This is a genomic window from Arsenophonus nasoniae (genome assembly GCF_004768525.1).
Lineage (GTDB): Bacteria > Pseudomonadota > Gammaproteobacteria > Enterobacterales > Enterobacteriaceae > Arsenophonus > Arsenophonus nasoniae.
Map to the genome: position 1 here is coordinate 1545751 of NZ_CP038613.1, position 25328 is coordinate 1571078.

A 25328-nucleotide genomic window follows, 5' to 3' on the forward strand; every position below is an offset into this window, starting at 1 on the left:
ACTTTAAAGAAAATACTTTGTTATTCATCAAAGAGTCCAAATAGTGTTTTTGTTATTAGAAAATATAACCCATTAGTCGGCTAATAATCGATAAAACGCAATAATTATATCGCCATTATTTGGCAAACTAGTGCAGATTACTGCAAATTTGATAATTACTCATCATTGATTTAAATCATAATCTATTTTGTCATTATTTTTTAACATAAAACAATAACAATAATTTGTTGTTATTTTACTATTGGGTAATGTCAATGACTAAAAATAAAACAACACGCTTGGTGCAAATGAATCGGCGGGAATTTTTGCAAACTTCAGCAACAATTGCCAGTGTTGCCACCATTGCTGGCAGTGTTACACTTCCGTTTTCTGTTCAGGCCACATCGACCGGTATTATGCCTGATGAAACAGAGGAGATAATTAAATATAGCGCTTGCTTGGTTAATTGTGGTAGCCGTTGTCCACTTAAAGTGCATGTGAAGAATAATATTATTCAACGTATTTCAAATGAAACCTTCTATGATGATAGCAAATTTGGCGAACATCAAATTAGGCCTTGTTTGCGTGGCCGCTCAGTTCGCTGGAAAACCTATAATCCGGATCGGTTAAAATATCCCATGCTACGGGTAGGTAAACGAGGTGAAGGTAAATTCAAAAAGATCAGTTGGGATGAAGCAACAACACTTATTGCGCAGAAGTTAAAGCATACGATTGAGAAATATGGTAATGAAGCTATCTATTATCAATATGGTACCGGTTCAACTGGAGCAAATTTACATGGACGTACCGCTTGCAAACGTTTATTAGTGCTTATTGGCGGCTTTCTGGGAGATTATGGTACCTATTCTTATGCCCAATTAACTGAAATTACACCGTTCGTTTATGGTAGTGCTGAAGAAAGTTTATTAAGTGAAATTGCTCATTCTGATTTAGTTGTTATGTTTGGCCATAATTTAGCAGAAACCCGTATGTCTGGTGGTGGTCAGTTTTATGAAACCTTAAATGCACTGCAAAAAAGCCAAGCAAAAGTCATTATTATTGATCCCCGTAATACCGATAGTGTTACCACATTGGGCGCTGAGTGGATACCTATTTATCCTGGCACTGATGCAGCATTAGTCGCAGCGTTGGGTTATGTCATGATTAATGAAGGGCTGACAGATGAAGCTTTTCTTGCAAAATATTGTATAGGCTGGGATAAAACGACGTTGCCGCCAACAGCGTTACCAAATGCCGCTTATAAAGATTATATTTTGGGTAATGGGGCAGATGGTATTGCTAAAACACCGGAATGGGCAAGTCAACTGACAGGTATTCCAAGTCAACGTATTATTCAGTTAGCACGTGAAATAGCTAATGCTAAAGCTGCATGGATCTCACAAGGCTGGGGACTACAACGCACCGCTAATGGTGAACAAGCCTGTCGTTCAATTATGATGCTACCTTTGATGAGTGGCCATATTGGTCGTCCAGGCACTAATACCGGGCTTTGGGGTGGTAGCGTTACTTATCCTGTTGCTAGTTTTGAGCTACCAAATCCATTAAAAACAACAATCCCGACATTTATGTGGAGCGAGGCTATTGTTTGAGGTCCTGAATTAACGGCTAAAAACGCCGGTATTAGAGGTAAAGATAAATTAGATTCTGGCATCAAATTTTTGTGGTGTTATTCCAGTAATGTGATTGGTAATCAGCATGCTGATTTAAATAAAACGCATCAAATTCTGACTGATGAATCAAAATGTGAATTTATCTTGGTATGGGACAATCATAATACGGCTTCAGCCAAATATGCGGATCTATTGCTGCCTGATGTTACCCCGGTGGAAACAGATGATTTAATCAATAACTCATATGCAAGTGGTGCCTATCATTATTTAGTGCGCTTACAACAAGCTGTTAAACCATTATGGCAAAATCGGCCATGTTATGATGTGTTAGCGGACATTGCAGAAAAATTAGGTGTTGCAACTGAATTTACCGAAGGTCGGACTTATCAACAATGGATCGAATACTGTTATAATAAAACCCGTGAAACCATGCCTCATTTACGGCCTTTCGAGCAAACTCATGATCAAGGAATTATAGATCGGCGATTAGCCGCGAGTGATCAACAAATTGCGCTTAAAGATTTTCGTAACGATCCAGATAAATATCCACTAAAAACTCCGTCAGGGAAAATTGAGATCTACTCTGACCAGTTAAATAAAATAGTACAAGAATGGCAATTACCTGACGGTGACCGTATTCCCGCTGTACCTGAATATTGTGCTAACCATGAAGGTGTTGAAAATGTTGCCCGTAAAAAACAATATCCTTTACAAATGACCGGATTTCATAACAAAGGCCATGTCCATTCAAGCTATTATAGTGTTGCAATATTACGTGAAGCTATTCCTCATCAGTTTTGGATTAATCCAATTGATGCAAAGATAAGAGGTCTGAAACAGGGCGATATAGCAGAGATTTATAATGATCGCGGGCGTATATATATCAAAGCTAAAATTACTAATCGGGTTTTACCAGGTGTAATTGCTGTTCCACAAGGTGCCTGGCACAATGTTAATAATGAAGGAATTGATGTGGGAGGATGTATTAATACACTAACGTCATTACATCCTTCTCCATTTGCTAAAGGTACCCCACAACATACGAATTTAGTTGAAGTTAAATGCGTATAAGGATTTGATTTATGAAACAGTATGGTTTTTTCTTTGACTCTACTAAGTGCACTGGTTGTAAAACATGTCAGGTTAGTTGCAAGGATGAAAAAGATCTAAAATTAGGCCCTAAATTTCGTCGGATATATGAATATGGCGGAGGTAGTTGGCAACAACAAGAGGGTATTTGGCAGCAGAATATTTATAACTATTATTTATCAATTGCTTGTAATCATTGTGATTCACCAACTTGTGTGGCGGGTTGTCCAACAGGTGCGATGCATAAGCGAGCAGAAGATGGGTTAGTGGTAGTTAATCAAGAGATTTGTGTGGGGTGTCGCTATTGTGAGCTCCGTTGTCCTTATGGTGCTCCTCAATTTGATGTTAATAAAAAGCTAATGAGTAAATGTGATGGTTGTTACCAACGTGTTGCTGAAGGTATGAAACCTGTTTGTGTTGATTCATGTCCACAACGAGCGCTGGATTTTGGTGAAATTACTTTATTACGCGAGCTACATGGTTATGAAAATGGTATCGCCCCGATGCCGGATCCTGGATTAACTCAACCGAATATTGTGATTAAACCTCATAGAGATGCTAAACCATTTAATGATCAAAGTGGCAAATTACAAAATCTCGCGGAGGTTAAATATGCATGAGCTCCCGCTGGTTTTTTTTACGGTATTGGGTCAGTCAGCAGCAGGATTATTTTTTGTTGCCTATTTGAGTAATAAACTTAATCTAATTAATAACCATCAGTTTAATGTTGCAAATCTGCTTGCTATGGTAGTTATGTTTTTGGGATTAATTATAGGTGGTTTACATGTTGGGCAACCAATACGTTTTTTTAATATGCTGTTGGGAATTGGCCGTTCATGGTTAGGAATCTCAATCAATACAGTAAGGCATTAATGGAGGTGTTTTGAACTCAATATTTCTATTAAATTCTGACAGTTTTCTCGTTGATTAACCATGAGAACAGTAATTCGGTTAAATTATCATCTAAAAGCCTAATAATAGGCACACTGCTCCTAGGCTGCGGTTTGTAACCATCGTTTTTTGACCATTTTATCCCGCCTTTCTGACAGTAAAGTGACGGCGTGTATTCCTTTTTCCGCACTCATAAACCGCAATCGGTTTCCACATAAAATACATTGGTACGGGTCAGTATTTAAAAAACCTTTGATAAGGGCCCCAAACCCAGGTTTTTCAGGCACATTAGGAGATATCATGTCTAACGCCTCATACACCTTCGGTAATAAGCACCCGCGTTTGCGATTGGCTAAAAAACCGTAATAACGGATCATCTTAAAATGTCGCGCAGGGATATGACTGACATAACGCCGTATCATTTCTTCTTGGGATAAGGTCTGTCGTCTGTATTGTTGGCTGTGGTGGTCATAGTAATGATGAACCACGGTGCCGCCGCTGTAGTGTTTCAATTGAGAAGCGGAGATAGGGGGACGTTTAAGATAACGGCCCAGATATTTCACATTATGCCAGGCCCCGCGTGTCTTTTTGGCAAAATGTACTTTCCAATAACGTTGAAACTGGGCATTGAGGTAACGGCACCAGGTCTGATAATTGCGAATGTGCCCGAAGCCAGGCAATTTATTGTCAACGATCACCGAAAACTGATCCACTTTTTATCTAAATCCGATCAATCAAAATTGATCCACTGTTTTACTCAGTTATTGCTCCTGAGCGCCGCTTATCTTTCAATCGGTAGCTTTCACCGCTTAATTGCAGTACATGCGAATGATGAAGTAAACGATCAAGCATAGCGGCAGTTAATGTTGCGTCATCAGCAAAAGCACTTGGCCATTGCCCAAATGATAGGTTACTCGTCAATATGACACTGCCATGCTCATAACGCTTGGCAATCACATTGAAAAACAGGTTTGCTTCTTCTCGCCCAAACGGCAGGTATCCAATCTCATCGATAATCAACAACTTCGGGGCCATCACCGAACGTGATAGATATTGTTTGAGCTTATTTTGTCGTTTGGCAGTTGAGAGTTGCAACATCAGTTCAGCTGCCGTGGTAAAGCGGGTTTTCTTCTTGGCCTGTACTGCTTTTAATCCTAACCCAATAGCTAAATGCGTTTTGCCTACACCGCTTGGGCCAAGCAACACGACATTTTCATTACGTTCAATAAACGTTAATGCGCTTAATTCCTGTATGTGTTGTTTGGGGATCCCCGTTGCAAACTTAAAATCGAACGTATTAAGTTCTTTATGTGCTGGGAATCCTGCCATCCGACTCAAAAGATTACGAGTTCGTTCATCTCGTTGTTGTTGCTCACATTTTAACAGGGACAGTAAAAACTCTCCGTAGCTTTTGTCTTGGGCAATGCATTTTTCGGCAAGTGATGACCAATGAGTCGGAATAGAATTTAATTTCAATGACTCACACAGGTGTTCAATTTGTTCATGCAATAACATGTTCACCTCCCAGTAATGCTTCGTATACGCTGATTGAGTGTTGCAAACTGACAGATTCAAGGGGCGGTACGATAGGGATATTAAGCGTATTAGTCTGTGGGATAGATTGGCAAACCCTTGCTGGTAAGGGTAGAAGAGACTTAACTTCCTTAGCTAATCTATCTGCTGGCTTCTCTAACGTTGTTCCATGAATTCGCTGATGGGCAACGCGTTGTAACCATGGACCCACTTTTGCATTAGCTATTTCAATATCCAGTTCAAGATTATGAGCACGAAGGTCGGTGTTTAATGGCACGATAAAGCTGTTTTTTAAATAGTGGTTAAAGCGCTCTACTTTCCCTTTCGTTTTTGCCCTGTAGGGCTTGCAAGCCTTCAATTTAAACCCGTAATCTTTCGACATTTGAAGCATTTCGACATGTAATTTATGATCACCTTCTGCATAAGCATCCCGTTCGATGATGAGGGATTTTGCGTTATCACACAATACTTCCTGTGGTACACCACCAAAGTAGTCGAAAGCTTCTCTTAAACCTTGCTGCCACGATTCTGCTCGTTCATTATCAAAGAACTTTACATAACTCGCACGCGAATAGCCTAGCGTTGCAACAAACGCTTTCAGCGATTTTTTACCTCGCCGGATGCTGGTGAAGTCGATTTGCATTTGTTGACCTGGCTGTGTTTCAAAACAGACGACTACTTCGGGAACAATGCTTGGTTTAAATTGACAAACAAATCGGCGTAATTGAGCAATACCACCTTGATAGCCGTTTTCAACTACCTCATCAAATAAGACTGTTGCAGGGATCCAATCAGGTTTAGCCAGTTCAATTCGCTGAAGCAAATAAGGTTTAAAGGGGGATAATTTAGTCGGTTGTTGACTTCTTTTAGCATAAGTTGGCATTGTCTGTTGTTGTAAATGATGTTTTACGGTGTTACGGGATATACCCAACTCACTGGCAATTTTTCGAAGGCTTTGTCCTTGTGCAAAGCGAACATGAATATCCACAAATATCTCCTTGGTTAACATAAATTATCCGTACAAAAATGTGCGAATAATACCAAGTGGATCAGTTTTAGATGATCGTTAGTGGATCAGTTTTGCATGATCGGTGACAATTTATTGGGTTGTAACTGAAAATAGTTATCCCTAAGGAGTCGAATGACCGCACTGCGCCAGACCTTTTCAACGTCTTTCTTTTTAAAGAAAATCGGTTTCCAGGTGTCATATTGAGTGAGTCCCCCACGCGTGACGGATAAATGAATATGCGGATGTTGATTGAGTTGGCGACCGTAAGTATGCAGCGCACAAAAAATGCCAATTTCGAGGCCTTGGCGCTTGGCGTGTTTGAGTATGGCGCGGGTTGCACAGCGAAAGAGTTGGTTGAGCAAGTACCAGTTATTGTTAAAAAAAGGCCAAAGCAGGTGAGGCATAGTGAGGGTAATATGTTGCCATTCGCAATCCGGCAAAATATGGCGCTGCTGGGCAATCCACTGTTCGGTGCCTTTGAGGCCACACGCACTGCAGGCTTTGGATTTACAGGTTTGACAAAAGAAGCGTGAATGAGAGCATTCAGGTGAAGAACAGCAATAACGGCGAACGCCCATAGCGCAGGTGCTGCAGGCGAGCATCTTTTCGACAGAGAGTAGTTGCCATTCATCTACGTGATTATTTTCGATGAAAAGGTTCCATCCGTCATCGTATTGAAATAGCAGTTTTGCAGGTCTGGGGATGTACATAGAGCAGAGTATAAAAGACGAGAAGGGAATTGCCTAGAAATAGAGCGCCTTTGCCGCGATGCTCACGCCAAAGGCGTGCTTATGTTCACCGATGAGCAATGAAGCTTTTTTTAGCGGTATTTTTATGGCGTTGGCATTTGGTACGGTAGTTTTTTCTTTTTTTGAAAAATTTACTAAATTGAAGCAAATTTGTAATTTAGCTGGGATTATTGCCGGCTTAGTCTTTGTTTGGTCGATTCCACAAGTTTATTATATTGATACAGTAGCTAATTGGAACACACATTATACTGCATTACAAATGTGGATGACTTGTTTTATCGGAGGTGGTGCATTAGCGACTTTAATTGGTGCGCATAAATTAGGGGCATTGTTTTTTATTATTGGCGCACTGGTTATTTTGGCTACTAAAGCCGATTATATTAGTTTACTTAATACAAAGGCGATTGATCAGACTGGGTTTTGGGGAATACAGTTAGTCATACTTGGTTTATCGTTATTTGTAATGGCAGCTGTGGTATTAAAAAATAATATCCCGCAGACGACTTTAGTTGCATGTACAGTTATTATTTTTGTAGCAGAACTTTCCGGCCGTATTGCATTTTATAATTTATGGGAAATCACTATGTAAGATATGTTTTATTATTTACTCTGCAAAATTTCCTTGCAGAGTAAATTTCTTTCTCTATTACTTAATTAATTGATTTTAATCCTAATTAATTGCTTGTTTTTTCGCTGGAAAATAAAAATTTATGTTATTAAATACTTCCATTTTACGTATTCTTGGGGCATGTTTTTATTATTCACCTGATTCACCTTCAGTAAAATCATTAATTCCTTTAATGCCTTTTTTGGTTGAATTATTTCCATGGCCAGATAGTCAGAAAATTAAGAAATTAACAAAAGAAATAGCAAAGCAAGATTTTAAATTATTATATTATGATTTTTCTATTTTATTTGAAGGGCAGGGTAATGTGCCAGCACCCCCATGGGGGTCCGTTTATTTAGATCCAGAAAAAATTGTAATGAGAATTTCAACTCAAGCCTATCAACAATTTCTATCTTTACATTCTATAGCTGTAGAAAGTGATCAGAATGAACCAACAGATCAGTTTGGACTTATGTTATTGGCAGCAGTTTATTTATTAGAAAGAAATAAAAAAATTATAGCAATTGAATTAATAGAGCAGCATTTATTACCGTGGGCATATCGCTATTTATCTTTAATACAAATGACAAAGTTAGAACATACTTTTTATCGAAATCTAGCGGCTATTTCAGAGGAATATTTAAAAACAATTGAACAACAACTTAATTTAATAGCGCCCAAAAGACAATTGTTTCATTAATCCCAAAAGTAGAGTATATGTTGAAAATATATACTCTATTTTTTATTTATAAACTAAAAACTTGAGCCCGCTTTTTTTAAAAATGATATTTCTTCAGGCGTAGAAATTCTATTAAGAATTTCATTTCTATGTGGGTAGCGGCCAAAATGGTCAATAATTTCTTTATGCCGCATTTCAAATTCGAGTGTTATTTTATCATTTAATGCAGTAAAAAGTGGTATTGCTAGTTGATGAATAAAAGGTGATTCTGAATGCATAAAAGGCATTAAAATGAATTTTCGTTGTGTTATTGGTAATTTCGCATAATCTGGTTGTTTAATTGCTTCTTGAGCTAACGTTAGCGCCATATTATCTTGTGAAAATGCTTTTTCTGTATCACGCCAAATATTACGAGAAAACTGATCAAGCACGATAATTTCAGCTAATCTACCTTTTATTGAACAGCGCCAATGAGCAAGTTCACCACGGATCGCTTTTTCAGTTGTTAGTTTAAATCTATCCCGAATGATAGCGTCAAATTGGGGTTTTTTTTCGAACCATTGTTTATTGGTAGATTCTTTAAACCAGAAATCAAAAACTTCTTGCCATTCATTATGCATTATATTTATCTCTTTAGGTTAGCAACTTTACCGCTGGAAACCATCTATAATTCTGAATAGGTAAAAATGGAATGAAGATGAAAATATAATATAGCCACTTTATAAGAAAAATTCTGTTAAATGAAGCAAATTATTATATAAAATTACTTGATATATAATGATACTGTGATCTTATATTTTTTATTAGTATGGATAAAATGAATAAGGTTATTATTTTAAATTATATTAAACTTAAAAAGTAACCTGTTTAAAATATTAATTATTATTTTTTATATGTTAAGTATGTCAGTTTTTGATAAATAATGTTCTATCTTATTTTTGTTAAATATTTAATGTGGTAATTACAATTTAAATTATTTAATTAAAAAAATAAACACTATTCTAGCAGTGGAAAATAAGGCCACTAAAAGAAAATGGCCTTATTTATATATTAAATTAATCACGTAGGCATTTACTCATAAATATTTTTCGTTCACCTTCTTTAAATTTTATTTTGCCAGCTTCGGCATTACACTTTATCATTTTCTCGTTTTGAGAGTTATTTTTTTTAGAAGGTTTACTGCTAAGACAAGATTGCATAAAGGATTTTCTTTTTTGACCCTCTAATGATTTTTTCTTTGCTTGAATATTGCAATCCTTCATTTTAATTTGTTGGGATGACATAGTTTTTTTCGTCGTTTTTTCTGCAGCTAAAACAGGGTTTACTAATAAAACGCCGATTATTGTAATAAACAATATTTTCAATTTCATAATAGAACTCCGAATTTGCAAGATATCATTACAACAATAGCAGTAAATCATGATTTGTGGAGAAAATAATTATTAAATAGTTAGAATAATTTTTTCTATAAGGTAATTTCTGCTATTTACAAGGTTAAATTACCTTGCTTCTTTTGTTCGTATAGGCTGGAGAATTGGCAGATATGCTAGTTATGTAATTTAAAATTTAGCTACCTGTATATTTAACTGCTTGACTAATCATTTTTAAATTCATTTATTACTGATTCGGCTATATAGAGTGACTTGATTTCCGTTAGCACATCACATTCTCTAGCTAATTCCTCAACATTACTATTTTTATTTCTTATTAGATAGTTGTCATAAAAGAGATTAACTTCTTTAAGTTGAATATATAAAGTATCATTTTTGGGATCGTTCCCAGTAAAAGATTCCTCACATAGGGTAAGTGCACAGCGTGCATTTGCTATTGCAAATATTGTATCTTGTGGCAAATTCTTTGTTTTTAACTCATCGACAGTGGAATAATATTCTGTGTTATTTTTATCAGCGGGTGGTTCAACCTTTTCATAGGCTAATTGGTGAGCAAAATTATATAAACAACAATACCAGACATAATTTCTATTTTTTTCCGTAATTTTTTGCAATTGTTGATCATCTGATGATAATAAACATAAATTAGAGTTAAAAAATTTATTATTATTTTCAAATATTTCTTGAGAAAGACCAAAACTTTCCCAATCAGTATCGCCATATTTTATAGCAACCATACCAAATTTTACTTTTAGTATTTGTAATTCTTTTATAAAAGTGTGGTTAATATTTTTATGTGATTTGATGTGTTTATCATGTAAATTTTCAATTTCATTAATTAACCCCATAATTTCACTGTTAAAGTCTATTTTTTGTTTCAATGGTATATCGTTAGAATTGGTAATTATTTCATCAAATTCTAATAATTGATTATTAAAATTGTCGGTATTATATTCGTTATCGTTTAGTTGCTCAGATGAATATACTGGAACAGTAGTTAGTGGTGATATACGCATGCTAATTTTTCTCAAGAATATAAATTAACTAAATAGAAAATTTTGCTAATTACTCGATGATTTTCGTTAGTTAGCGTTTTTATTTTTTTAAAGATATTTGTTTGAGTGATGAACAGATTATTTTTTTATCAGTGTCTTTAAGATTATGCAGTTGGATTTTATTTATATATAAACAGATCGGATTTTTTATTTGGCCATTCTTTTTTAATTCCTTAGCAATTAATTGTAAGATGTCATCACTTAATTTACTGATTTTTAAGCGAATATCTGCCAGGTCATCATATTGAGTTATGTTTTCCGGCATGGATAGCCAATCTGCCTTATAACGATACTGAATTGCTTTAGCTGCATTTATTTGGGATATCATAAAAGGCTCTATTGATTTTTTATCCAAGCCTAAAGTTTCTGCTTTATTAATAGAGTTTCTAATAACTTTATTTTCTTGGGTGCGATCTTCTACCGAAAGGTGTTTTTCAAATTTATACTTAGCAACATATTTCATGTAAGAGAGACGTTGCTCAATAAGAGCAGCGATTTTTTGGTATTGATGAGCTGTAGCTGTAAAAGAGATGAAAAAAAGCGTAGATAAAGAATACTTCAATATAACTGCACAGGGTTTATGGCGCTTAAGGTTATTAATCATAATGCATCCGGATGCTTATATTGTCAAAATAACCTGAATGTATCAATAAATTAAATAATATTCAACATTATTAAATATATTAATTTAATTATCCATAAAGTCTTTTTTTCTTTCAATGGTACGTTTAAGTATTTCTAGATAATCGGGTGTTTCTGTTTCAAACGATATTTTAATGTTATCACACGCTATTTTAACTATTTCAGGTTCGGCTGTTTGTGGATTTCCTGATTGAAAGGGAGGTTGAGGATCATATTGGGTAAGTAGTTGCATTACCTTGGCATCAGTTTCTGATTTTATTATTGATAATATGTGTAGCCCAAAATCAATACCAGCGGTTACGCCTCCGCCTGTAATTCTATTTCTATCAATGGTAATCCGTTCGTTAGAAACAGTCGCACCTAACTTAGCAAGAAACTCATTACAGCTCCAGTGTGTTGATGATTCATAGTTATCTAAAAGATTTACTGCGGCTAAAAACAAAGAGCCATTACATACACTAGTAATATACTTAGCACGTTGTCCAACCTTATGGATCCATTTTAACATTTTTATATCTTTAAGTGCGGGAAATGGATTATGTGAACCGGTAATGCACAATATATCGACAGCATCTAATTCATCAAATGTTATTGTAGGTGTGAGGGGCAGACAATTAATTTCTGTCGAGATAGGTTGTTTATTATGCCAAACATATTCTATAGTAAACCCTTGATTTTGTAATAGTGTGACAGGTCCTACAATATCTAATGGTGTCATTCCAGGGAAAAGCACAAATGCAAAAATTAAATCTTTTTTCTCGCTAGTAATTTTTTCTTTATTCATCTTATGACCTATTTAATTCCATAAAAAGTTAAATGCCAAGTTACTATTATGATGTGGTTAACTTATTTTTTACTATTAATCTTAAATAGTTTGTTTTATCAATAGCAAAAATATGATTCAGTGATATTAATAATCGCTTTTTTGACGATTGAAATTGATCGAATATCTAATGTTAAATATTATGGTTTATTATAGAAATAATTATTAGTAATACCTTTTTATTAAAAAGAGTATTACTATTTATCTATTATTTTCGTAATATTATTAAATTATCCGTTGATTGTAATATCTAATAGAATATTTTTACATAAACGATCTGTAGAACCACTTTCATCACTGCCATGGAGCGCAATAATACCTTTAAATGTTCCTTTACCAATTAAATGCAGATTATCTTCGGGGTAATAACAGACTCTTAAATATGATGGTCCTTTAAAGTCATAATTACATTTTACATTAATTCTGCTTGGAGTAGAGATCAAAGGGTAAGGCTCACTTGCGGTTACTGATTTAATCCGATATGCCTGGAAAGTAACTAGCTCTTTTTCACCTTTTGCATTAATGACTTGTGTTTTTAGAATTGAGTAACCATCACTAATTTCACCAACATTTTCTGGTCCTTGCCCATGGCGTAGAGTATAAAATGATAAATTAGGATTGGTTTCGGTAAATGGGTGTAGAATAGTATTAGCTTGCTTGGCATCAAAAATTAATGGCATGCAATCTGCATTGTTAACATCAAAGGGTATTTCGAAGACATCGTAGTTATAGCTTAAGATGCGAGTAATGTAATTGTTAACAATTTCTCCATCTCGTTCTATTCGAGCAACAAACCAGCTTTTAATAACCGTGTCTTGTAGATGTTGATAAGGAATAAATCTCAGCGTTACTTCACCAATTAACGCAGGATCATTAAGATGGCTTACCTGGTGATTAGACATAATTGCCAAGACTTTATATTTTACTGGCATAGTTTTTCTGGTTGTAAGATCCAATCCAGCCATTTCGACAATAGAGTAGCCATCATGGTTTTCAACAAGAATGGTATCAAAAGGAATCAATTGTTCTTTATCACCTAATATCACTTTAATTTCAGCATTATCGACCGGAGTAGCTTCAATATTATGTGACACAATATTATCTTGTGCTTTGATATGAATATTACTATCAGAAATAAAATCTTTAAGTTTATCGATAAGGTATGGTGATGAAATGCCATGTTGGGTAAATAAAAATCGCCCCCATAAAATTCCTAATATATTGTGTGTTTCGCGACCAATTAGAGGGGAGCCTGAGGATCCTGGTTCCATATCTCCTAGAATGAATAAATCACCATACTCTGGCTGAGGGGTTATTGATGCAAAAGGATGCATAGAACTTACCAGCCGTGCACTAATTTGTAACGGTTTTGCTCCACCATGTTGCGGAATATAGATATTTTCTCGCTCATTATTTATGGTTTCTTGAAGCTTTAGACCACCAAATAAAGTTTTAACGTGAGCATTTTGATAATCAAAATCTGTGATAGTAAATAAGGCATAATCCTCAACCCCACCAATTTCTTTGCCGTAGGTTAATACCTTATCGATATCAAAATGGATAATATCAGTAATCGGTGATGAAAAGTCGTTAGTAATATTGTGCCAGTTAACCCACATTTCACTGGATTTTATCGCTTCTGGATCAATTTGACTATTGGCGCCTAAAGCGACATGGCGATTTGTTAATACGTGATTAGCCGAACCTATAAATGAGCAACTTCCACCATAACCATTAAATGCAGCAAAATGGACAGCGCGAACTGGATTAAAAAAAGGTGTATTTTTATACCACATGTAAGGTTGCCGCCCATCATGACTATCTTCAACAATTTGCGTTAGATCTTGGGGAAGGGCTTCATAATAAGTAAGCTCTGCTATTTGATTTTTATTATAGTGATAATTTTTGGGTAAAATAACTTTGATATCGATACAATTATTATAAAAAGTTACATCCAGTGTAGCGCCATTATTTAGTGGAAAGATACGTGTATGTTGTCTCTTACGATCAGTAATTTCTATGTATGAACCAGATGGCATATTAGCCAAACTAAACACTAATCTTATAAATTGAACATTAACTTCTTCAATAACAAAAGTTCTAATTAAGGAGCTTTGGTTATCTTGCATAAAGTTATGATTGACATGTATTATTTTACTATTATCGGCATATTTTTTTATATTCATCTTTTCCTGCTTTTGTCTAATTTACTACTTGTTAATATGATCCAAAAAGTGATTAAGGATCTTAATGTGTTATCAGAATAAAATGAAAATAATTTTACTTAATATTATTAAAGATACAAAAATAAATTTTTTATATTAAAAATGTTATTCTTTATTATATCTTTTTTGCTTATTATTTTTAATAAATGAATATAACAGATTTTATAATTTATGATTTATAAAATATTTTTTAATAAAAGGAGAACTAATATTAACAACTACAATTCCTCTCTATTATTTAAATGCATAAATTTAATAATAAACATATAATATAATATAATATAATATAATAAAGTTAACATTGTATTCAAATAATATTATCTATTTAGTAAATAAGCTGTGAATATAATATTTTCTTTATCAGAATGATAGAATTAATATCACTAAAAGTAGAATGATATTTCAAAACTACCCTTAGTGGTAATTATAGTGAAAAGAGAGCATAGCTAGTTATAATTGAGTGTTTATAATTATGGCAGTTAAAAAGTAAATTATTTTTTATCAATCTTTAAATTGAAGACTTTTTGGTATAGTAATTTTAATACTGTACCACCCATGGATCCAAGTAAGCCTGCAACCACTAGTGCAATATAGTCACTAGAGCCATATTCCATTGCTAATAAGCCTCCAATAAATCCAGTAAAGCAAGATATAATCATTTCAAACATCATTGCTATCCATCGTCGTTTTGATCTCTTTTTTTCCGTATTTAGTATATATCTAGTAGCACCTCCCCATGCAGAAAACAAACCTATAAGACACCATATAAGAACATCATTTTCTTTAGGCATATGGGTATAACCCCCAAATTCTAGATTTACTTTTTAAAGGATTTCATTGAAACAAAAATAAGACAAATATTAAACTTTATTGTTACAATCATTATGATTACCATAATGCTACGTTCATTATTTTATAAATATACTATTTGGAAAGATATAATTAATTTTTTTTTAATAAAAGAGATAAAGATGACTTTAAAATTTTCCATAATTAGTAATAATATTTAGATACTATTAGGAACTAAAATTCATTAAATGAAATAAAATTTATGTTAATTAAACCTGTTATTGCTGTAAAATGAATTTAGTTAATTTAGTCTTTAAAAAACTATTATCAAAATTTTGAACATTAGCTCAATAAAAAAGTATAGTTTTGTATTCTTTATTGATATAAGTATAACTATATTAGTTTATTTATATTTTATCAGGAGGAGGAAGCTATGAAGTCGTATATAGTTATCAATAGCGTTGGTAGGACGGTTGAAGTCGAAGATGAAGTTGTAAAATTAACCCCTAAAGAATTTCTTATGCTTGAAGTTATCCTCAATTTTTCTCATGACAAGGATACGATGGATTTAGAACATCTTATTCAATATGTGTGGATGGATAGATATAGGAGTATTACAGCAAATAATGTAAGCCAATTGTTTTCTAGAGTACGAAAAAAACTTTACAATGTCAGTGGTTATCTAGATTTGAAAAGAATGCCAAACGGTATGATTTGTGCAATTATAAAAGATGGTACAGAAATATTATGGAATGAAAAACCTCCTAAACGATATCTTCTTATTACTCATATCTACAATTATTTAAAAAATTTACAAATTAAATTATAATTTATCTAAAATTAAAATAGTAGAATCTTATAGTATATAATTCAAATCGCCTTATTGCACCAGGGAAATCACGGTAGCTCAAATGTATGTAACATTGATTATATTTTGTTTTTATTAAAAACACAAACGTTAAATAAAATTTGAAAATTATATCATTATGTTAATTAGATGTTCGTTATTTATATATGCAATTTGGAAAAATAGCCATTATTTTTCAAGTTTGAGATTTATTAAGTATTTTTAGTGTAAATCTTTTTTTAAAATATTAAATTGTACTAACAATGAATTAAATCAATTATCAAATTCCATTGTTAATTTTATCAAATAATTTAACTAAAATCATAAAATTATTAATGCGAAATTTAAGATTAAAGTTATAATTATCGACTAATAATCTAGTCAATATGATTATAGTTTTTTAGTTATATTTTTTAGATAGTGAAAATAATTATTATTTACTAATTTTCAAGTGAGTTATTTCACCATGAAATGAATTACTAAAGTTAAATATTTATTGTGTCTGAAGTGCTTATGATACTTTGTTATGTATAGCAAATATTTTAGCTATATTTCCCAACCGCTAAATTATTCAAAGGATAAATAATAAAAAATTTTTACAATAAAATTAGTTCAATATTAAATTGCTATGAGGGTTTGGCTATTTCAATCAAATGGCATTTGTATTAACAACAAGATTACTGCAGCTCTTTTTTCTGCTTTTATAAAATAATTTTTAAATGAAATTATTTTCTTTTTTTTTAAAATTAAGCTTGATTGTGAAAATGATCGATTACGAAATTCATATCAGGTTTTAATAAGCTATTTAATATTCAATTTGATTTAATAAAATGTATAATAAATACTATTTTTATGCACCAGAATAATTTTTTATACTTTTTAATCATATTTTAGTTATAAATAGTTTTTGTTAATAAATATTAAATTTCCAATTTATTATGTATAATATTCTATATGAGTTTTATATTGAAATTAATGAAAATAAAAATTCTTATATAATTTATTATATTTTAAGCTTGAAGTATAATATGATCTAATGATGTTGTTATTTTTTTGTTTATAAAATTGATTTTATAGTCATTTGATAGATAAATGAGGCTATGATAAATAAATAAGTTGTTGTGAAATATTATTATTAAGTTAAAGTAAAATAATAACATGTGATATCGATTTGTTTTATTTATAGCAGATAATTGTTATTGATAGATAAATTGTTTAATTTTATAAACTATAATAAATTAAATTTTAAATCTAAAGGCTACTCTAGCTAAGTAATAATATTATGTTTGAGCTTTATTAAGATTATTTTATTAAAATAAAAAATTAATAAAAGATATATAATGAGAATAGTTTTTATTACATATCTAATGTTAAATAAAATAGCTAAATTGGCTAGTAAAAGCAGTATATTCATTTGCTCTGATATAAAATAACTATTGGTTTAATTTAATAAGTCAAGTAAGGTAGCGTAAATTATTCTGATTACTACATGAAATATTAGGAAAATTTATGATTTATAATTCGTTATCAATTGCAGGAACTGATCCAACGGGTGGTGCAGGTATTCATGCTGATTTGAAAGTTTTTTCAGCATTAGGAAATTATGGTGCAGCTGTGATAACAGCATTAGTCGCGCAAAATACTTGCTCAGTACAGTCAATTCATAATCTTCCAGGCGAAATTATCGCTTCACAGCTTGAATCAGTATTAACAGACGTTCGCATTGATAGTGTGAAAATTGGTATGTTATCAAATACTACAAATATATGCATAGTAGCGGCCGCATTACAAAAATATTCATTATCTTTTACTGTACTTGATACCGTTATGCTAGCAAAAAGTGGGGCACCATTATTAAATCCTGATGCGATCGATAGTCTTATAAATGTTTTGTTACCTAAAGTGTCTCTTATCACGCCGAATTTGCCGGAGGCTGCTGTACTTCTTAACTGCACTGTGGCTAAAAGTGAACAAGAGATGATATCTCAGGGAAGAAAACTATTATCATTTGGTTGCCCGGCTGTGCTTATGAAAGGTGGACATCTTAATAATAAAGAAAGCCCAGATTGGCTTATTACGCATAGTGGTGAATGGCGATATTCATTACCTAAAGTAAAAACACAACATACTCATGGTACCGGTTGTACATTATCTGCCGCATTAGCTGCACAGCGGCCTTATTTTAATAATTGGCATGATACTATTGTTGCAGCTAAAAATTATGTGCAAAATACTTTGAAACATGCCAATAGATTAAATGTTGGGAAAGGTACTGGGCCTGTGCACCATTTTTACACCTGGTGGTAATTTATCTTATAGTAAAAAGATAGTTAGTAATACTATAACTGTGAAAATAGGATGTTTATTTATTTAATAATATCCATTATTAATTATCTAATGTTTCTAAAATGAAAATTATTAATTGAAGTAATAATTGTTTAATTTTCAAACTAATTTTTATTTTCTATAGTATTTAATAATATAAGTCATTTATTCAGTAAAATTGATTAGAAGTTTAAAGTCCTAAATAGATTTCTAATAGGACTTTTGAATAGAGATTATAAGTTTAAAATATTATTTATTGAAAATGCGTTTATCTGTTTGATGCATAAATTGGCTAGTAATTGTTCCCGCAACCATTGAGCCATTAACATTTAATGCTGTTCTTCCCATATCGATCAATGGTTCAATTGAGATAAGTAACGCGACTAAAGTAATGGGTAATCCCATTGCTGGTAAAACCATTAATGCAGCGAAAGTTGCACCTCCACCTACGCCGGCAACTCCTGCAGAACTAATAGTTACAATACCAACCAGAGAAGCGATCCATATAGGATCCAGCGGATTGATCCCAACCGTTGGGGCGACCATTACAGCCAGCATGGCAGGGTAAATGCCTGCACAGCCATTTTGACCAATTGTTGTACCGAAGGATGCTGAAAAATTAGCGATTGATTCAGGAATACCTAATTGTTGAGTTTGTGTTTCAACGTTTAATGCAATACTGCCAGCACTAGAACGACTGGTAAATGCGAAAATTAATACTGGAATAACTTTTTTAAAAAATTTTATTGGATTAATGCCAGTGAAAGAAAGAAGTATACCATGGATAATAAACATTAAAGATAATGCTAAATAGGAAGCAATAACAAAACTACCCAGTTTAATAATATCTTGCAGGTTTGAATTAGCTACGACTTTAATCATTAACGCCATTACTCCATATGGTGTAAGCCGTATAACTAACCGAACTAGCTTCATGATCCAGGATTGAAAAATATCAATCGCGGATAAAATTTTTTCACCTTTTTCTGGATTACTTTTGGCTAATTGAAGCGCTGCTATACCTAAAAAGGTAGAAAATATAACGACGCTAATAATAGATGTTGGATTAGCACCTGTCAGATCAGCAAAAGGGTTTTTAGGAATAAATGATAATATTAACTCAGGTATTGTTAAATCAGAAACCTTTTTAATATAGTTATTTTCTATAATCTCAAGTTGAAGCGTTTCATGACTTGTTTGTACTAGGCCTTCTGCAGTTAAGCCAAACCAGGATGTAACAGCAATCCCAATCAGAGCGGCAATAGCTGTAGTAAAAAGAAGGATCCCAATCGTAAAAAAACTGATTTTCCCTAATGAAGATGTTTGATTTAAGCGTGCTATAGCATTAAGTATCGAAGCAAATACCAACGGCATGATAACCATTTGAAGTAATTTGATATAACCATTGCCTATAATGTTGAACCATGATAATGAATCATGCACTATTTGATTATTTGTACCATATACTAAATGTAAAATAACACCAAAAATGGTACCGATAATAAGACCAACAAAGACTTTTTTTGATAGACTCCATCCATTTGCACTTACTTTGGCCAAAAAAAGCAATAATATAGTAAAGATAAGTAGATTTAGAATTACGGGGAAATTCATACCTTCTCTCCAGCTCCGATTTATTGTTATAGGTATAAGATTTTTTGTCATTGGTGAAGTAAGATGATAAAAAACTCCCAATGAAAATCATTTTCCCTTATATACTATCAGTAATAAAAATTATTTTGTTATAACTAAATGCAATTTCTTATTCATAATGTTTCAAGGCGAATGTAATGAAATTAAATCGTTTAGTTCATTAACTACATATGTAATAACGTTTTTTTTCGTTTCTTGCAATATAGGTTGTAGTGGTAATTGATAATTTGATGGAATTAATATCGCACAAATAGCTAATAAGATGGCGATAGAATGCTCCGCTCTTTGATTAGAATTATTACCTAAGATGGGAAAACAGAAAGGAATTTTTAATGGCCATAAGAAAGGTATCCCTTTTACTGTTAACATATCTCCAACTAAGTGACTAAAATAACCTAATAAAAACGCTTGAACTAGCGCATCAGAAAGCCAGTAACTATTGGGAAGTTGAGTGGACAATAACATAATGAGCAACCATGCGAGTAAACTATGGGTAAAACCACGGTGGCCACATAAACGACAAATTGGAACAGAAATAAAACGAAATAAACGCCCAAGATGAGATGATGGATGATCTATATCGGGTAGCAGAGCGCCAAGTAATGCACCGGCTAATAAATGAAGCCAATCACCATATGCAAACTCGGGTGTAATTGCTAGTTTATGCACAAGTATTAATGATGATACTGAAAAAAGCAGATGCCCGGTGGCAGTCATAGCATATAATATCCAACTGTTTATTTATACAGTTTGCAAAGTATAATAGTTTTGGCTTGGTTTGAGTAGTGTAATCGAAAAAAATATCTTATTTATTAAATAATAAGAGTAATTTTTTGTAAGAAAAATGATAATGCATAGGTTTGGCAGTATACTGATGCATCAAATTACTGCCAATCATTAAAATTTAAACGATATGCTTAATTGCTAATTCAGTCAGGTTGGTGAGCTTGAAGTCTGCTAATGTCCACCGTGGATCAGTAAAGTAATCTTTTGGTGGTACAACGATACTACGCATACGTGCAGCTTTAACAGCAATCATGCCATGGAAAGAGTCTTCAAACGCAACACAATAAGTTGGTTCAATATCTAGCAGTTTCGCTGCTTGTAAGTAAACTTCTGGGTGGGGTTTACTGTAGGGTAATGGCGTTGCTGATACTACGGCTGAAAAGTAATCGCGAATATTAAACATAGTGAGTACTTTTTCTAGCATGTGCTTTGGTGAAGCTGACGCTAAACCAATTTTTAAATTATGATCTTGGCATAGTTGAAGTGCATGTTTAACACCTGGTAATAAAGGTCGTTGTTCTTCTATAAGTTCAATAACACGTTTAACAATTTTTTGTTCGACCTCTTCTAATGAGGTTCCTTGCCAAGGAGCAGCTGAGTACCATAGTTGTACAACTTGATCGATACGTAATCCTAGTGTATCTGGAAGTTGATTGGCAATTGAGGTATTAACGCCAAGTTTACTAAGAATTTCTTTTTCTGCTTGGCTCCAAAGGGGTTCAGAATTAATCAATAACCCATCCATATCAAAAATAGCAGCTTTGATAGACAGCTTATGAGACATTAAAAGCACTCCTATATTCATGATTTGTTGATTAATTCTATCAACTTAAAATAAAGAAATCTTTTAATATAGATAGGTGAAAGCTAATTTTGATTAATGATAAAATAACTTTTAAATATTTTTGATAACATTTTGTCATTTAGTATAAACGTAATATAAAAAATATGAGGAGTTTGAATGAGTTATCAAACAGCATTTTATATCGCTATTGGAAAGCGTGTTTTAGGGTGGATAATTTTTTCATTAGCACTGGTGTCTACAGTAGTTTCTTTAGTCTTACTAGCAGAAAAGCAAGGTTTGCAGGGAGATGGCTTAAATGCTGTAGCCAATGATTTTATTAAAATTATGTCTCATATCATACGACAAAATACAGCCTTTTTAGATTTTTTTTGGCATAACTCACCAATTCCCAGTACTCATATGGGGTTTTCGACAGCTAATTTTGCTTTTATTTTGTTATTTTTCTTAATGTTTGTTGGACAAGCTTTGAGTGCTTCAGGTAACAGAATGAATCGTCAATTGAAATTTATTAAAGAAAGTATTGAAGATCACCTAATTTTCGAAAGAGCAAAAGGTGTGGAAGTATCAAAAGAAGATATAGAAGCCAAAATTACTATTCCTCGTCATACTATTTTCCAGCAGTTTTTTATTCTGTATATGTTACCGCTTATAATAGGAGGAATACTTTACTTTATGATGAATATCTTAGGTTGGTAGTTTTCTTATATTATAATCAATTGGAAAATAATTTTATTGAACAGTAGCAAGAAGATTATCAATAATGGCTTAACTAGTAATAAAACTATTATTACGGATATTTATTATAGCAAATTTAACAAATGATAGCGTTGATATATCAATTGGCGCTTATCACAGCCTACAGGGAAAGGTAAACTACTTTACTAACCAGGTTTGAGATAATGCCATTTAATTAATTTTTTAATATCAATTAATTACAATATTTAGTTCGTTATGATTAATGGATATATAGCTTTTTTAATTTAGCTTTAGTAAAGAATTTTTTGATGGAAAATATTAATTTGAATAATGAATTATTACCTATTTTTGTTCTAGTTATTCACGATTAATTTAAATTTTTAAACTCCTTCTATGATGGTTTGTAGTAAATAAATAATCTTTGTAAGAAAATTCAGGGTTATCATCTGTAATAGATAAATAATCCTAACTTTACTAATTATTTTTTACTTAAGAGCGAATTGAAATTTTATTGCAAGCAGAACGTTTTTTTATTTTACTAATATAGTTGTAGATTAATGCAGCTATAAAATAAATTGCTTGAGTTAATACAATACAAGGCCCAGTTGCTGCATCAATATGAAAACTCAAAATAGTGCCTATTAAAGAGGATGTAGTCGAAGCAATAACCGCAATAATTAGCATTCGATTGAAATTTTGGCATAGTGTAAAAGCAATAATACCAGGAGAAATAAGCATGGCAATGACTAAAATAATTCCTACCGCTTGTAAAGATGCAACAATAGTGAGGGCCAATAAAGAGAGTAATCCATAATGTAAAAGTTTAACGGGTAAACCAATAACTTTTGCCTGGTTGGGATCAAAACAATAGAGCATAAAGTCTTTGCGCTTTAATAGGATAATCGCGATAGTAAAACCTGAAATCCAAAGTGTTTGTTTAAATTCTGCCGCAGTAATGCCAAGAATATTACCAAAAAGAATATGAGTAAGATGTTGGTCTGTGTCGATACGTGCAAATAGTACTAATCCAAAGGCAAACATACCGGAAAAAACAATTCCCATAACAGTATCTTCTTTTACACGGCTATTTTCTTTTAGATATCCAGTTGCAAATGCACAAAAAATTCCTGACGCAAAAGCACCAATTGATAAAGGAATACCAACAACAAAGGCGATAACAATACCGGGTAATACTGCATGAGAAATAGCATCACCCATTAAAGACCAACCTTTAAGTATTAAAAAACAGGACAAAATAGCGCACACAGTTCCGGTTACAAGGGCAGTAATGATGGCCTTTTGCATAAATGGAAAAATAAAAGGTGTTATTAATAATTCTATGAAATCATTCATTGTTGCTCACCTCTTGTTCTACCTGTTTGAGGTGTAGAATTTCTTGACGTGCTTTTTGGCGGGAAGCAAATAGACCATATTTAGGTGCAAAAAAGAAGGCAAAAAGAAAAATTAGCGTTTGTAAGGTAACAATTATTCCACCTGTCGCACCATTAATAAAATAACTGATATAAGCACCAAGCGCACTGGAGGTAAATCCGATTAGTACGGCAATAATAAGTAACCGTTTGAATTGATCCGTAAGTAAATAAGCCGTTGCGCCAGGTGTAATAACCATTGCGATGACAAGTATAGCTCCCACTGTCTGTAAAGCAGCCACCGTACATGCACTTAATAGGGTAAAAAAGATAATTTTTAGTTTTAGCGGATTTAGTCCAATAGAGCGGGCATGATTTTCATCGAAGAATACGACAAGTAAATCTTTCCATATAAACATAAGTATAATAAAAGAAATAGCAATAATAATTTCAACTTGCAGTACATCTTCATCTGCAATACCTAAAATATTGCCAAAGATAATGGTTTGTACATTAACTGAAGTCGGATTTAGAGAAAGGATTAACAACCCGCTGGCGAAGAATGTGGAAAAAATAAAACCAATTATTGCGTCTTCTTTCAGGCTTGAAATATGGCGTACTAAGGTCATAGAGAGTGCGGCCAGAATACCGGTAAAAAAAGCCCCTACAGAGTAGGGAAATCCAAGTGCATATGCGCCTGCCACACCAGGAACAACTGAATGGGAAAGAGCATCGCCCATTAACGACCATCCCTTTAACATTAGATAAGCAGAGAGAAAAGCGCAGACTGCTCCAACGATAGCACTGACCCAGATTGCTTTGAACATATAGTTATATTCAAAGGGTTGAAGTAATAGATCAAACATGATTTATTTCTCCGGTTGCTTTTTAATGACGGATGTTTGTTCATGGTGGCCATAAAAAACAGCGGCTCTTTCATCATCAGTAATAACAGTTAATGAACGAGGATCATCATCATCGTGAAGTTCTGCACCAGAGAGATTAATATGCCGTAGTACACCGCCAAAGGCGAGTTGAAGATTCTTTTGGGTAAACGTTGTTTCAATTGGTCCACTAGCAAGTATAGTTCGGTTTACTAAAATAACTTGATCACAAAATTCAGGTACGCTTCCCAAGTTATGAGTAGAAACCAAAATTAAATAGCCATTGCTACGTAATGAGCGTAACAGCTCAATAATCGCATTTTCTGTTTTTACATCGACGCCGGTAAAAGGTTCATCAAGAAGTAATACTTTTCCTTCTTGAGCTAGTGCTCGAGCAAGAAAAACTCTTTTCTTTTGTCCACCAGAAAGCTCACCTATTTGTCGTTGTTCTAAACCTGTAAGATCAACACGCGCTAATGCATCAGCAACAATTTGTTTATCTTTTTGGCTTGGAATACGTAAAAACCCCATTTTACTGTAGCGACCCATCATCACAACATCGGAAACGAGAACCGGAAAATTCCAGTCAACTTCTTCAGTTTGTGGTACATATGCAATAATATTTTGTTTAAGTGCTGTTTTGATAGCAGCATTGTTTAATGTTACACGTCCTTTTGTTGGTGTCACTAAACCCATTATTGTTTTAAATAGCGTTGATTTGCCACTGCCATTGATGCCTACTAGCGCGCAAATTGATCCACCAGTTATATTGAAGCTGGCATCATAAATCGCTGTATGCCCGTTACTATATGTAACGGTCGCATTATCAACAATTAAGTTAGGTTTTTCGTAAAAAATATTATTACTCAT

General features: G+C 33.1%; 21 protein-coding genes and 4 pseudogenes. 8 read left to right on the forward strand and 17 right to left on the reverse strand.

All coding sequences use genetic code 11. The features are described 5' to 3' along the window. The first annotated feature begins 254 nt into the window (after positions 1–254). From ArsFIN_RS07555 to ArsFIN_RS07565, 3 genes and pseudogenes are all read left to right on the forward strand, one after another. Positions 255–2681: pseudogene (locus ArsFIN_RS07555) on the forward strand (DMSO/selenate family reductase complex A subunit). Between the two features lie 11 nt (positions 2682–2692). After that, a complete protein-coding gene (locus ArsFIN_RS07560) occupies positions 2693–3319 on the forward strand; it encodes a DMSO/selenate family reductase complex B subunit (protein WP_026822958.1) in 627 nt (208 codons plus the stop codon). Continuing rightward, positions 3312–3536 (forward strand): annotated as a pseudogene (locus ArsFIN_RS07565) (DmsC/YnfH family molybdoenzyme membrane anchor subunit); the annotation flags it as partial. The gene ArsFIN_RS07560 and the pseudogene ArsFIN_RS07565, both read left to right, overlap by 8 nt. 155 nt (positions 3537–3691) lie before the next feature. Here the strand turns inward: ArsFIN_RS07565 and ArsFIN_RS07570 are convergent. From ArsFIN_RS07570 to ArsFIN_RS07585, 4 genes and pseudogenes are all read right to left on the reverse strand, one after another. Further along, positions 3692–4279, reverse strand: a pseudogene (locus ArsFIN_RS07570) (IS91 family transposase); the annotation flags it as partial. Between the two features lie 64 nt (positions 4280–4343). Continuing rightward, on the reverse strand, positions 4344–5105 hold the full coding sequence (gene istB / locus ArsFIN_RS07575; RefSeq protein WP_135677409.1) for an IS21-like element helper ATPase IstB: 762 nt from the start codon (positions 5103–5105) through the stop codon (positions 4344–4346). After that, positions 5092–6132, reverse strand: coding sequence for an IS21 family transposase (istA, locus tag ArsFIN_RS07580; RefSeq protein ID WP_135677615.1), 1041 nt, complete (start codon positions 6130–6132; stop codon positions 5092–5094). The genes istB and istA overlap by 14 nt, the downstream gene beginning before the upstream one ends. An 86-nt stretch (positions 6133–6218) precedes the next feature. After that, positions 6219–6842, reverse strand: a pseudogene (locus ArsFIN_RS07585) (IS91 family transposase); the annotation flags it as partial. 91 nt (positions 6843–6933) lie between these two features. Between ArsFIN_RS07585 and ArsFIN_RS07590 the strand changes: the two are divergent. Continuing rightward, complete coding sequence (locus ArsFIN_RS07590) at positions 6934–7470, forward strand: DmsC/YnfH family molybdoenzyme membrane anchor subunit (protein WP_051296910.1); 537 nt, start codon at positions 6934–6936, stop codon at positions 7468–7470. Positions 7471–7591: 121 nt separating this feature from the next. Then, positions 7592–8188 carry a TorD/DmsD family molecular chaperone gene (locus tag ArsFIN_RS07595; protein ID WP_026821673.1) on the forward strand — a complete coding sequence of 199 codons (597 nt, stop codon included), beginning with the start codon at positions 7592–7594 and terminating at the stop codon, positions 8186–8188. A gap of 53 nt (positions 8189–8241) precedes the next feature. Here the strand turns inward: ArsFIN_RS07595 and ArsFIN_RS07600 are convergent, their stop codons facing one another. The 7 genes from ArsFIN_RS07600 to ArsFIN_RS07630 form a co-directional block, all read right to left on the reverse strand. Continuing rightward, a complete protein-coding gene (locus ArsFIN_RS07600) occupies positions 8242–8787 on the reverse strand; it encodes a DUF924 family protein (RefSeq protein WP_034249174.1) in 546 nt (181 codons plus the stop codon). A gap of 435 nt (positions 8788–9222) precedes the next feature. Beyond that, entirely contained in the window at positions 9223–9537 is a 315-nt protein-coding gene (locus ArsFIN_RS07605) for a PsiF family protein (RefSeq protein WP_026821671.1), read from the reverse strand. A 224-nt stretch (positions 9538–9761) separates the two neighbouring features. Then, entirely contained in the window at positions 9762–10574 is an 813-nt protein-coding gene (locus tag ArsFIN_RS07610) for a hypothetical protein (RefSeq protein WP_026821670.1), read from the reverse strand. Positions 10575–10653: 79 nt separating this feature from the next. Further along, on the reverse strand, positions 10654–11217 hold the full coding sequence (locus ArsFIN_RS07615) for a chorismate mutase (RefSeq protein ID WP_034249173.1): 564 nt from the start codon (positions 11215–11217) through the stop codon (positions 10654–10656). Positions 11218–11301: 84 nt separating this feature from the next. Beyond that, positions 11302–12039 (reverse strand): DJ-1/PfpI family protein, encoded by a 738-nt coding sequence (locus ArsFIN_RS07620; RefSeq protein ID WP_051296909.1) that lies wholly within the window; start codon positions 12037–12039, stop codon positions 11302–11304. Positions 12040–12308: 269 nt separating this feature from the next. Then, positions 12309–14264, reverse strand: a complete 1956-nt coding sequence (locus tag ArsFIN_RS07625; RefSeq protein WP_026821668.1) for a trypsin-like serine peptidase — start codon at positions 14262–14264, stop codon at positions 12309–12311. Between the two features lie 530 nt (positions 14265–14794). Further along, positions 14795–15094, reverse strand: a complete 300-nt coding sequence (locus tag ArsFIN_RS07630; RefSeq protein ID WP_026821667.1) for a phage holin family protein — start codon at positions 15092–15094, stop codon at positions 14795–14797. Positions 15095–15525: 431 nt separating this feature from the next. On the opposite strand from ArsFIN_RS07630, the gene ArsFIN_RS07635 reads away from it, so the two are divergent. Together ArsFIN_RS07635 and thiD are read left to right on the forward strand one after the other, a co-directional pair. Further along, entirely contained in the window at positions 15526–15921 is a 396-nt protein-coding gene (locus ArsFIN_RS07635) for a winged helix-turn-helix domain-containing protein (RefSeq protein ID WP_026821666.1), read from the forward strand. A 1527-nt stretch (positions 15922–17448) separates the two neighbouring features. Next, complete coding sequence (gene thiD / locus ArsFIN_RS07640) at positions 17449–18246, forward strand: bifunctional hydroxymethylpyrimidine kinase/phosphomethylpyrimidine kinase (protein ID WP_026821665.1); 798 nt, start codon at positions 17449–17451, stop codon at positions 18244–18246. Between the two features lie 267 nt (positions 18247–18513). Here thiD and ArsFIN_RS07645 read toward each other — a convergent pair whose 3' ends face one another. The 3 genes from ArsFIN_RS07645 to hxpB form a co-directional block, all read right to left on the reverse strand. Next, positions 18514–19878: an L-cystine transporter gene (locus tag ArsFIN_RS07645; protein ID WP_026821664.1), complete on the reverse strand. Its 1365-nt coding sequence runs from the start codon at positions 19876–19878 to the stop codon at positions 18514–18516. Positions 19879–20040: 162 nt separating this feature from the next. Further along, positions 20041–20634, reverse strand: a complete 594-nt coding sequence (locus ArsFIN_RS07650; RefSeq protein WP_026821663.1) for a metal-dependent hydrolase — start codon at positions 20632–20634, stop codon at positions 20041–20043. Positions 20635–20821: 187 nt separating this feature from the next. Further along, positions 20822–21487: a hexitol phosphatase HxpB gene (gene hxpB, locus ArsFIN_RS07655; protein WP_026821662.1), complete on the reverse strand. Its 666-nt coding sequence runs from the start codon at positions 21485–21487 to the stop codon at positions 20822–20824. A gap of 177 nt (positions 21488–21664) precedes the next feature. On the opposite strand from hxpB, the gene ArsFIN_RS07660 reads away from it, so the two are divergent. Next, positions 21665–22204, forward strand: a complete 540-nt coding sequence (locus ArsFIN_RS07660; protein WP_026821661.1) for a YniB family protein — start codon at positions 21665–21667, stop codon at positions 22202–22204. Positions 22205–22693: 489 nt separating this feature from the next. On the opposite strand, the gene ArsFIN_RS07665 is transcribed toward ArsFIN_RS07660, so the two are convergent. From ArsFIN_RS07665 to ArsFIN_RS07675, 3 genes are read right to left on the reverse strand one after another with little or no spacing between them, the layout of a single operon-like run. Then, positions 22694–23557 carry a metal ABC transporter permease gene (locus tag ArsFIN_RS07665; RefSeq protein ID WP_026821660.1) on the reverse strand — a complete coding sequence of 288 codons (864 nt, stop codon included), beginning with the start codon at positions 23555–23557 and terminating at the stop codon, positions 22694–22696. Beyond that, positions 23550–24440, reverse strand: coding sequence for a metal ABC transporter permease (locus ArsFIN_RS07670; protein WP_026821659.1), 891 nt, complete (start codon positions 24438–24440; stop codon positions 23550–23552). Before ArsFIN_RS07670 ends, ArsFIN_RS07665 begins: the two co-directional genes overlap by 8 nt. A gap of 3 nt (positions 24441–24443) precedes the next feature. Then, positions 24444–25328: a manganese/iron ABC transporter ATP-binding protein gene (locus ArsFIN_RS07675; protein ID WP_026821658.1), complete on the reverse strand. Its 885-nt coding sequence runs from the start codon at positions 25326–25328 to the stop codon at positions 24444–24446.

Bases quoted from the DNA above. Each gene is read 5' to 3' on its own strand.
- ArsFIN_RS07560 (WP_026822958.1), top strand. From the start codon at position 2,693: ATGAAACAGTATGGTTTTTTCTTTGACTCTACTAAGTGCACTGGTTGT.
- istB (WP_135677409.1), bottom strand. From the start codon at position 5,105: ATGTTATTGCATGAACAAATTGAACACCTGTGTGAGTCATTGAAATTA.
- istA (WP_135677615.1), bottom strand. From the start codon at position 6,132: ATGTTAACCAAGGAGATATTTGTGGATATTCATGTTCGCTTTGCACAA.
- ArsFIN_RS07590 (WP_051296910.1), top strand. From the start codon at position 6,934: ATGAGCAATGAAGCTTTTTTTAGCGGTATTTTTATGGCGTTGGCATTT.
- ArsFIN_RS07595 (WP_026821673.1), top strand. From the start codon at position 7,592: ATGTTATTAAATACTTCCATTTTACGTATTCTTGGGGCATGTTTTTAT.
- ArsFIN_RS07600 (WP_034249174.1), bottom strand. From the start codon at position 8,787: ATGCATAATGAATGGCAAGAAGTTTTTGATTTCTGGTTTAAAGAATCT.
- ArsFIN_RS07605 (WP_026821671.1), bottom strand. From the start codon at position 9,537: ATGAAATTGAAAATATTGTTTATTACAATAATCGGCGTTTTATTAGTA.
- ArsFIN_RS07610 (WP_026821670.1), bottom strand. From the start codon at position 10,574: ATGCGTATATCACCACTAACTACTGTTCCAGTATATTCATCTGAGCAA.
- ArsFIN_RS07615 (WP_034249173.1), bottom strand. From the start codon at position 11,217: ATGATTAATAACCTTAAGCGCCATAAACCCTGTGCAGTTATATTGAAG.
- ArsFIN_RS07620 (WP_051296909.1), bottom strand. From the start codon at position 12,039: ATGAATAAAGAAAAAATTACTAGCGAGAAAAAAGATTTAATTTTTGCA.
- ArsFIN_RS07625 (WP_026821668.1), bottom strand. From the start codon at position 14,264: ATGAATATAAAAAAATATGCCGATAATAGTAAAATAATACATGTCAAT.
- ArsFIN_RS07630 (WP_026821667.1), bottom strand. From the start codon at position 15,094: ATGCCTAAAGAAAATGATGTTCTTATATGGTGTCTTATAGGTTTGTTT.
- ArsFIN_RS07635 (WP_026821666.1), top strand. From the start codon at position 15,526: ATGAAGTCGTATATAGTTATCAATAGCGTTGGTAGGACGGTTGAAGTC.
- thiD (WP_026821665.1), top strand. From the start codon at position 17,449: ATGATTTATAATTCGTTATCAATTGCAGGAACTGATCCAACGGGTGGT.
- ArsFIN_RS07645 (WP_026821664.1), bottom strand. From the start codon at position 19,878: ATGAATTTCCCCGTAATTCTAAATCTACTTATCTTTACTATATTATTG.
- ArsFIN_RS07650 (WP_026821663.1), bottom strand. From the start codon at position 20,634: ATGACTGCCACCGGGCATCTGCTTTTTTCAGTATCATCATTAATACTT.
- hxpB (WP_026821662.1), bottom strand. From the start codon at position 21,487: ATGTCTCATAAGCTGTCTATCAAAGCTGCTATTTTTGATATGGATGGG.
- ArsFIN_RS07660 (WP_026821661.1), top strand. From the start codon at position 21,665: ATGAGTTATCAAACAGCATTTTATATCGCTATTGGAAAGCGTGTTTTA.
- ArsFIN_RS07665 (WP_026821660.1), bottom strand. From the start codon at position 23,557: ATGAATGATTTCATAGAATTATTAATAACACCTTTTATTTTTCCATTT.
- ArsFIN_RS07670 (WP_026821659.1), bottom strand. From the start codon at position 24,440: ATGTTTGATCTATTACTTCAACCCTTTGAATATAACTATATGTTCAAA.
- ArsFIN_RS07675 (WP_026821658.1), bottom strand. From the start codon at position 25,328: ATGAGTAATAATATTTTTTACGAAAAACCTAACTTAATTGTTGATAAT.